This window comes from Phenylobacterium sp. (genome assembly GCF_031412415.1).
Lineage (GTDB): Bacteria > Pseudomonadota > Alphaproteobacteria > Caulobacterales > Caulobacteraceae > Phenylobacterium.
In genome coordinates this window covers 1-7,596 of sequence record NZ_JANOCX010000369.1, presented here as the reverse complement: position 1 = coordinate 7,596, position 7,596 = coordinate 1, and the positions used below count along the sequence as shown (strand labels likewise).

Sequence of the window (7,596 nt, the reverse complement as noted above, 5' to 3'; positions counted from 1 at the left end):
CCTGGGCCAGATTGGCGAAGCCCTCCTTCGATCCCAGGGTGGCGATCACCTCGGTGTCGGGGTTGAGCGTCACGCCGAAGCGCTTCTGGTAATAGCCGGCCATGGCGCGGCGCAGGCCGACGATGCCCTTGGAGGCCGAGTAGCGCCCGGCCTTGGGATCGCGTGCGGTCTCGATCAGCTTGTCGACGATGTGCTTCGGCGTCGGCATGTCGGGATTGCCCATGCCGAAGTCGATAATGTCCACGCCCTGTGCGCGAAGCCGCGCCTTGATGCGGTTCACTTCCTCGAAGACGTAGGGCGGAAGGCGGCGGATACGGTGGAATTCGGGTGTCATGAAGAGCTCGTGCCGCGGGACGTGCGGCGGATGGGAGCTGAAGTCGCGCATGGATAGCCCCCGTCCGGGGAGCCGCCAAGCAGGTTCAAGGTGATTTTTGCCCCCGCCGGCCTCTTATCTGGGCAGCGGAGGCGGGGTAGCTCGCTCCCGGATTTGCCGCGCGAAGGCCTCGGAGGCCGCGGTGGTGGAGGCGTCGGTGTCGCCGCCGGGGGCGACCAGGCCTTGGGCGCGCTTGGCGAAGCCCTCGGTCCCGGTCAGGGTCCATGTGCCAGGCGCGGTCTCGCGATCCAGCTTGGCGGACGCCCCCTCGAGTTGGTCGGCGGCGCGGCCGAAGTCGCGCAGCGGGCGCTGGTCGGCGGGGATGGGGGGAATCTCGGAAAAGGACGGATAGTCGCTGTCGGCGCGCGCCATCTTGGCCACCTCATCGGCGACGGGAGAGGCAGGATCAACGGTCGCGGTTGTGAACGGATTGCCCATGCAGCCGCTCAGCAGCGCAGCGGCGCCGACGCAGGCCAGGGCCCGCGGCGCGGACCGGTTCACAAAAAGGCGAAGCAACGCGTTCATTTCCCTGCCGGTCTTATGCCATGATCGCATTCGGCGAAAGAGCGCGAGCGCGCCGAACGCCAAACCAGTCGGGGCCGGGAGGAAACAGTCCATGAGCGAGCAACCAACGGCGCCGACCAAATCCAAGGGAAAGAAGAAGGCCAAGTCCGCCGAGAAGGCGGCCAAGACGCCGAAGATCGAGGCGCAACCGGCGGCCGCGCCCCCCCCGCCTCGCCCTCCCGAGCTCCCGGCGTTCGAGGCGCCTCTGCTGAGCGGCGAGCAGCGCGAGATCATCGAGAAGATGTCGGCGAACCTGGCCCGCGCCGCCTTGACCGCCCAGGGCGCTATCGCCGACGCGGCGCTTCGTCAGGCCGAGCGGCCCGCAGCGCTCTCTCCCGACCCCTTCCATGTGGCGCCGGCCCTGTCCGACGTCATGGGCAAGCTGGCCTCTCAACCGGACAAGATGGTCCGCGCCCAGGCCGACCTGTTCCAGCGTTACCTCGAACTCTGGCAGTCGGCGGCGCGCAAGGCGGCCGGCGAGACCGTCGAACCGGTGGTCAGCCCCGCGAAAGGCGATAAGCGCTTCAATGACCCCGATTGGGCCGAGAACCCGGTCTTCGATGTGATCAAGCAGTCCTATCTGCTCACCTCGAACTGGCTGAATGCGCTCGTCTCCGACGTCCAGGACGTGGACCCGATGTCCAAGCGCCGGGTCGAGTTCTTCATGAAGATGCTCACGGACGCCTTCTCGCCCTCGAACTTCCTGGCGTCGAACCCCGCGGCGCTGCGCGAGGCCATGTCGACCCAGGGCGAGTCCCTGCTGCGTGGCATGGAGAACTTCGCCGCCGATCTGCAACGCGGCGGCGGCCAGCTCTCGATCAGCCAGACCGACTACGAGATGTTCGAGATCGGCCGCAACGTCGCCACCGCGCCGGGCAAGGTGGTGTTCCAGAACGAGGTGCTGCAACTCATCCAGTTCCAGCCGACCACGGAACAGGTCCATGAGATCCCGCTGCTGATCTTCCCGCCCTGGATCAACAAGTTCTACATCCTGGACCTACGGCCGGAGAACTCCATGATCCGCTGGCTGGCGGACCAGGGCTTCACGGTGTTCGTCGCCTCCTGGGTCAATCCGGACAAGGAACTGGCCGACAAGACCTTCGAAGACTACATGCGCCAGGGCATCTACGAGGCCACGGCCGCGGCCATGGAACAGGCCGGCGTCGATCGGGTGAACACCGTCGGCTACTGCATCGGTGGCACTCTCCTTTCCTCCACCCTGGCCCACATGGCGGCCAAGGGAGACAAGCGGATCGCCTCAGCCACCTTCTTCGCCGCCCAGCAGGACTTCGCCGAGGCCGGCGACCTGCTGCTGTTCACCAATGAGGACTGGCTGGGCGACCTGGAGAAGCAGATGGACGCCGCCGGCGGCGTCCTGTCGGGCCAGGCCATGGCCGACACCTTCAACATGCTGCGGTCGAACGACCTGATCTGGTCGTTCTTCGTGTCCAACTACCTGATGGGCAAGGAGCCCAAGCCCTTCGACCTGCTGTTCTGGAACTCCGACCAGACCCGCATGCCCAAGGCGCTGCACATGTTCTACCTGCGCAAGTTCTACGGCCAGAACGCGCTCGCGAAGGGCGAACTGGTCATGGACAACGTCAAGCTGGACCTCTCGACGGTGAAGACTCCCGTCTATGTGCAGTCGTCGAAGGAAGACCACATCGCCCCGATGCGCTCGGTCTATCGCGGCGCCAAGCTGTTCGGCGGCCCGGTGACCTTCACCCTGGCGGGCTCGGGACACATCGCCGGCGTGATCAACGCGCCGGTCGCCAACAAGTACCAGCACTGGACCAACAGCGACCTCCCCGCCACGCCCGAGGCCTGGATGGACGGCGCCAAGGAGCATCCCGGCTCCTGGTGGCCGCACTGGGCGGAATGGCTGCGCGCCAAGTCCGGCGGCTTGGTCGACGCCCGCGACCCGGCGAAGGGGAAGTTCAAGCCCATCGAGGACGCGCCCGGCTCCTATGTGAAGGTCAAGTCGTAGCCCGATGATCAAAATGCTGTTGGTGGGTCTGGGCGTACTCCTGGCCCTCTGGATCGGCGCGGGGTTCGCGGTGGTCGCGCTCGCCGGGCCGTTCAAGCCCGATGGCGCCTTTGTCGACATCGGCGGGCGCACGCTGCGGATGGTCTGCAAGGGACCGAAGTCGGACAAGCCGGTGATCTGGATGGAGGCCGGGGCTTGGGGTCTCGCCGCCGATTTCTCGGCGATCCAGCAGAAATTGGCGGCCCGTGGCCTGCGGTCCTGCGCCTACGATCGGGCCGGCATGGGGTTCTCCGATCCAGGTCCCAACCCACGCGACAGCGCCGCCATCGTCGGCGACCTGGAAAAGCTGATCGCCGCCTCCGGCGAGACCGGGCCCTTCATCCTGATGGGCCACTCGATGGGTGGCCAGCACGTCCGACTGTTCGCCGGCCAGAACCGCGACAAGGTGGCGGGGCTGGTGCTGCTGGAGGCCACCACGCCGGAGATGACCAGCGATCCGCGCGCCGAGCGGTTCTTGTCGCGGGTGCGAACGGTCGGCCGTGCGAGCGCCGTGGCGGGAAGCTTGGGACTGACGCGCATCGCCTACGGCCTCGGCGACCGCATCGGCCTGCCGCCGCAAGGCTCGGCTGAGAAGAAGCGCGCCTTCGTCTCGGGCCGGCACGCGCGGACCGCGGCCGCCGAGGTGGTTGTCTGGCCGCAGGGCTCGGTTCAGGCTGGCATGGTGTCGCTGGACCCCGCGTGGCCGGTGGCCATCGTCACCGCCGGTGACGCCACCCGCATGGCCGAGTGGAACGTCGCCCGCCGCGCGCCGGAGCGTGCCTCCCGCGCGGGCTGGTATGAGAATGTCGCCGAAGCCGAGCACGCCACCCTGCTGGGCCTAACCCATTCCGATGCGGTGATCCGCGCCGTCGATCATGTGCTGGGCGCCCTGCCCCGCCCACCCCCGGAGCAGCCATGAAAGCCTTCGCCCTCACCGCGCTGCTGATAGCTTTGGCCGCGCCCGCCCAGGCCGCCACGCCGCAGGACGCCTTCTTCGCCCGGCTGAGCGCCCTCTGCGGCAAGAGCTTCACCGGTAAGGTCGCGACCAACGATCCGGCCGACACGGCCTTCGTGGGCAAGCCGCTGGTAATGCAGGTCAAGTCCTGCACCGCCGACGAGATCCGCATACCCTTCGCGGTTGGCGACGACACCTCGCGGACCTGGGTGGTCACCCGCACCACCACGGGCCTGCGCCTCAAGCACGATCACCGCCACGCCGATGGGACCGAGGACGCCGTCAGCCAGTACGGCGGCGACACGACCGCGTCAGGGACGGCTTCTCGCCAGGAATTTCCGGTCGATCAGTTCTCCAAGGACCTGTTCGTCCGCGAGAACCGCGCCGTGTCGGTCACCAATGTTTGGGCCATGGAGGTCGAGCCAGGGAAGGTCTTCGCCTACGAACTGCGACGGCCCGGACGGCACTTCCGGGTGGAGTTCGATCTGCCCGGTGGGTCGTAGCCCGAACGGGTCGTTAGTCCGTCCAGCGGCCACCCCGATAGCGGCCCGGGGTGGCGGCCTTGGACCCTAGGTGGCGAAACGCGCGATGACCTCGGCCAGGGCGACGTGCCCCTTCATGGCCCCCGAGCCTGTCGGGGTCTCGCCGTCCTCCAGAGTCACGGCGAAGACGAAGGCCGGGTCGGCCTCGATCCGTCGGCGCAGGGCAGAAAGCTTCGGATAGTCAGTTGCGTCGACGGCCTGGTGGAAGTCCGCCCACCGCGCGACACCAGCCAGGACCGCGTCGGCCAAGGTCGGATGGTCGGCGACCAGGAACGCGGTGTCGCCGATCAAGTGCTCTAGGCGCACGTGACGCTCGGCCACCGACTCTCGGCCGTGGACACGCAGCACCTCCTGGATCGCCGGGTTCGGCGGGTCCATCTCCATCGCCGCCCAGAGTGGACTGAAGGCGCCGGTGAAGCCGGTGTTCAGAAAGGCGACAACCTGATGCATGGCGTCGGCCTGCGGCGTGCCTAGCGGAAAGCTGATGCGCCGCTCGGTGTCTCGAGCCTCCAGCCACTGGGCGATCGCCATGGTCTCGGTGAGAACTCGCCCGTCGTCCGTGATCAGGACGGGAGTCTCGCCGCGATCGTTCAGGCGTCGGTAGACGTCGTTCTTCATGTCTTTCAACATGTCGACGCGGCAGAGGCGGTAGGGTTGGCCCAGCCACTCGAAAGCGGCCACGAGGCCGGCCGAACTTCCCATTGGGAAGCCATAGACGAGGATCGGTTCCATTGTTCGCTCCGTGATTTTTGAGGATCACGCTGCGCAGCGAGACTGGAACCTAGGCGCCTGACGCCCAATGTAAATTACGCACAGAAATGTAACCGAAGGTCCGTCGCATGAAGGATGTCGTCTCCCGCTGCCCCATCGAGGAGGCCATGCGAGTGCTCAGCGGCCGTTGGCCGACCCTGCTGCTCTACTATCTAAAGGACGGGACCAAGCGGTTCAGCGACCTGAAGCGCGACAATCCCACGGTATCGTCGCGGATGCTGTCGCTGGAGCTGCGCAAGCTGGAGGACGCCGGGATCGTCCGTCGAACGGCCCATGGCGGCTATCCGCTGCGGGTTGACTACGACCTGACGACGTCTGGATTGAAGCTCGTGCCGCTGGTCGACGCGCTGGGTGACTGGTGGGACGACACGGCGGCGGCGCGGACGGGCGCGACCACTCTGCAGCGTTCGGCCGCGTGACGTCCTAACGCGGGGGCTGAGCTGGAAACTCCAGTTTGCCGACGTCATAGCCGAGAGCCTTGGCGCGAGCGATCAGATCGGAACGCTGCGCTTCGGGAACCGTCCCATCACGCGTGAATATGTAGAGGTCCTTGAAACTTGGATCCCCGGAGATGAACCAGCTGTAGTCGTCAGCCCGATCGAAGACCCAATAGTCCCTTGAGATCAAAAGGTTGTATCTGACGCGCAGTTTGGCGTTGGTCCCAGGATCGAGGATCGTCCCCTGCCCCTTGATTGACTTTTCCTTGCCCGCTGTAACGCCCTCGCGGCAGGCGTCCTTCACGGCGACCTTGCCGCCCTCACCTGGCGAGTAGTCCGTGGTGCCGGCCACGCAACCGTCGGTGATCCACATCGGGCGGCGGCCGATCTCAAACCAACGCCCCTGATAGAACCGCTCGGCGTCGATAGGCTTCAGCGGTTCAGGAGCCTTCGCGGCCAGCGCAGGGCCGGCGAAGGCGGTCAGAATCAGGGCTGTGATCAGGGCTCTCATGCCGCGATGAACCCCAGGGCGTCTCCGTTGTTGCAATAGCGCAGACCCGTGGGGCGCGGGCCGTCAGGGAAGACGTGACCCTGGTGGCCTAGGCAACGGGCGCAATGGTACTCCGTGCGCGGAATGCCGATCTTGAAGTCGGTCTTCTTGGACACCGCGCCCTTGATGGCCGTGTAGAAGCTTGGCCAGCCCGTGCCGCTCTCATACTTCCATTCCGACTTGAACAGAGGCAGGGCGCAGCCAAGGCAGACATAGGTCCCGCGCCGCTTCTCCTTGTTGAAGGGGCTGGTGCCGGCCATCTCCGTCGCCTCGTGGCGCAGGACGTTGTAGGCGCCGGGATCGAGGCGCTTCTTCCACTCCGCGTCCGTCATCTTTCGCCACGGCGATCCCGCATAGGGGTCGGTTGCGGCGAGGACAGGCGTGGTGGTCAGGGCGACCGACGATCCGAGGAGGAATGCGCGTCTATCAAGGGTCATGGCGAGGATACGACCGCACGCCGATGGCGGATGCAAGGCGGGGCTAGCCTTCCCACGCGTAGAGGGCGTCGGGCATATTCTCCTCGTTGTGGGCGCCATCGGTCAGCCGAACCAGCTTGAAGCCTCGGGCCTCGTAGAACCGCCGGGCGCGTGCGTTCTGCTGGAACGTCCAGAGCTGGCGTGGGGTCCCGTCCTCCAGCGCCTTGGCCAGCAATACGGGGCCGATCCCGGCGCCCTGATGGTCTGGATGCACATAGAGATGCATGACCCAGCCCGGCTTGAACGCAACGTAGCCGGCGATCAGCCCTGTGGCCTCCGCGACCCAGGTCTCGCACTCCGGCAACAGCCGTTCGCTGAAGAACCAGAGGTCTTCTTCAGGCGTATGCAGCTCCGGCAGATAGGGCAGCGAAACCTGCATGGTCCGTCGGTGCAGCCGGGCGATGGCGCGTGCGTCGGCGAGCCTGGCCCGGCGCAGGCTCACAACCCCGATGCTTCCGGCAGGCCCAGCATCAGGTTGAGGTTCTGGACGGCGGCGCCGGACGCGCCCTTGCCCAGGTTGTCCAGCACCGCCATCAGGCGGGCCTGGCCGGTCTCGGCGTTGCCGAACACGTAGAGCTTCATCTTGTTGGTGCCGTTCAGCGCCTCGGGATCGAGCGCGGCGTTGAAGCCCCCCGCTCCCGCTCGCGCGGCCTGCAGGGCCTTGGTCTCCTCGACGGTCGCGACCTCGACGAACGCCTCCCTGCGATAGGCGTCGACCAGGGCGTCGCGCAGGTCTTCCACCTTCGGCTTGGCCGGCAAGGCCCAGAGCTGCAGCGGGACCTCGACGATCATCCCCTGCGCGTAGCGCCCCACCGAGGGCGCGAACAGCGGAGGGTGGTTGAAGCCGCCATGGATCTGCATTTCCGGCACATGCTTGTGCTGCAGGGTCAGGCCATAGGTCC

At 66.7% G+C, this 7,596-nt stretch carries 10 protein-coding genes and 1 pseudogene; 4 read left to right on the top strand and 7 right to left on the bottom strand.

Annotation, left to right across the window (positions count from 1 at the left end; all coding sequences use genetic code 11):
- Positions 1–334: aminotransferase class I/II-fold pyridoxal phosphate-dependent enzyme (locus RMO04_RS17510; protein WP_309646052.1), on the bottom strand; the 334-nt coding region annotated here is incomplete at its 3' end.
- 114 nt (positions 335–448) lie between these two features.
- Positions 449–889 (bottom strand): hypothetical protein, encoded by a 441-nt coding sequence (locus tag RMO04_RS17505; RefSeq protein WP_309646051.1) that lies wholly within the window; start codon positions 887–889, stop codon positions 449–451.
- A gap of 100 nt (positions 890–989) precedes the next feature.
- On the opposite strand from RMO04_RS17505, the gene phaC reads away from it, so the two are divergent.
- The 3 genes from phaC to RMO04_RS17490 are packed head-to-tail and all read left to right on the top strand — an operon-like array spanning position 990 to position 4,421.
- Positions 990–2,924, top strand: a complete 1,935-nt coding sequence (gene phaC / locus RMO04_RS17500; RefSeq protein WP_309646050.1) for a class I poly(R)-hydroxyalkanoic acid synthase — start codon at positions 990–992, stop codon at positions 2,922–2,924.
- A gap of 4 nt (positions 2,925–2,928) precedes the next feature.
- The gene (locus RMO04_RS17495; protein WP_309646049.1) at positions 2,929–3,882 is read left to right on the top strand and encodes an alpha/beta hydrolase; all 954 of its coding nucleotides are present in this window, start codon (positions 2,929–2,931) and stop codon (positions 3,880–3,882) included.
- A complete protein-coding gene (locus tag RMO04_RS17490; RefSeq protein WP_309646048.1) occupies positions 3,879–4,421 on the top strand; it encodes a hypothetical protein in 543 nt (180 codons plus the stop codon). Before RMO04_RS17495 ends, RMO04_RS17490 begins: the two co-directional genes overlap by 4 nt.
- 66 nt (positions 4,422–4,487) lie before the next feature.
- Here RMO04_RS17490 and RMO04_RS17485 read toward each other — a convergent pair whose 3' ends face one another.
- Positions 4,488–5,192 (bottom strand): glutathione S-transferase family protein, encoded by a 705-nt coding sequence (locus tag RMO04_RS17485; protein ID WP_309646047.1) that lies wholly within the window; start codon positions 5,190–5,192, stop codon positions 4,488–4,490.
- Positions 5,193–5,299: 107 nt separating this feature from the next.
- On the opposite strand from RMO04_RS17485, the gene RMO04_RS17480 reads away from it, so the two are divergent.
- On the top strand, positions 5,300–5,650 hold the full coding sequence (locus RMO04_RS17480; protein ID WP_309646046.1) for a helix-turn-helix domain-containing protein: 351 nt from the start codon (positions 5,300–5,302) through the stop codon (positions 5,648–5,650).
- A 4-nt stretch (positions 5,651–5,654) separates the two neighbouring features.
- Here the strand turns inward: RMO04_RS17480 and RMO04_RS17475 are convergent, their stop codons facing one another.
- The 4 genes and pseudogenes from RMO04_RS17475 to RMO04_RS17460 all read right to left on the bottom strand — a co-directional run.
- Positions 5,655–6,179 carry a lipocalin family protein gene (locus tag RMO04_RS17475; RefSeq protein WP_309646045.1) on the bottom strand — a complete coding sequence of 175 codons (525 nt, stop codon included), beginning with the start codon at positions 6,177–6,179 and terminating at the stop codon, positions 5,655–5,657.
- Positions 6,176–6,655, bottom strand: coding sequence for a peptide-methionine (R)-S-oxide reductase MsrB (gene msrB / locus RMO04_RS17470; protein WP_309646044.1), 480 nt, complete (start codon positions 6,653–6,655; stop codon positions 6,176–6,178). The genes RMO04_RS17475 and msrB overlap by 4 nt, the downstream gene beginning before the upstream one ends.
- Before the next feature lie 43 nt (positions 6,656–6,698).
- A complete protein-coding gene (locus RMO04_RS17465; RefSeq protein WP_309646043.1) occupies positions 6,699–7,136 on the bottom strand; it encodes a GNAT family N-acetyltransferase in 438 nt (145 codons plus the stop codon).
- A pseudogene (locus tag RMO04_RS17460) lies at positions 7,133–7,596 on the bottom strand (N-acetyl-gamma-glutamyl-phosphate reductase); the annotation flags it as partial. The gene RMO04_RS17465 and the pseudogene RMO04_RS17460, both read right to left, overlap by 4 nt.

What these genes read in the sequence shown, in the direction of transcription:
- RMO04_RS17495 (WP_309646049.1), top strand. Translation starts at nt 2,929, where the DNA reads ATGATCAAAATGCTGTTGGTGGGTCTGGGCGTACTCCTGGCCCTCTGG.
- msrB (WP_309646044.1), bottom strand. Translation starts at nt 6,655, where the DNA reads ATGACCCTTGATAGACGCGCATTCCTCCTCGGATCGTCGGTCGCCCTG.
- phaC (WP_309646050.1), top strand. Translation starts at nt 990, where the DNA reads ATGAGCGAGCAACCAACGGCGCCGACCAAATCCAAGGGAAAGAAGAAG.
- RMO04_RS17490 (WP_309646048.1), top strand. Translation starts at nt 3,879, where the DNA reads ATGAAAGCCTTCGCCCTCACCGCGCTGCTGATAGCTTTGGCCGCGCCC.
- RMO04_RS17475 (WP_309646045.1), bottom strand. Translation starts at nt 6,179, where the DNA reads ATGAGAGCCCTGATCACAGCCCTGATTCTGACCGCCTTCGCCGGCCCT.
- RMO04_RS17485 (WP_309646047.1), bottom strand. Translation starts at nt 5,192, where the DNA reads ATGGAACCGATCCTCGTCTATGGCTTCCCAATGGGAAGTTCGGCCGGC.
- RMO04_RS17480 (WP_309646046.1), top strand. Translation starts at nt 5,300, where the DNA reads ATGAAGGATGTCGTCTCCCGCTGCCCCATCGAGGAGGCCATGCGAGTG.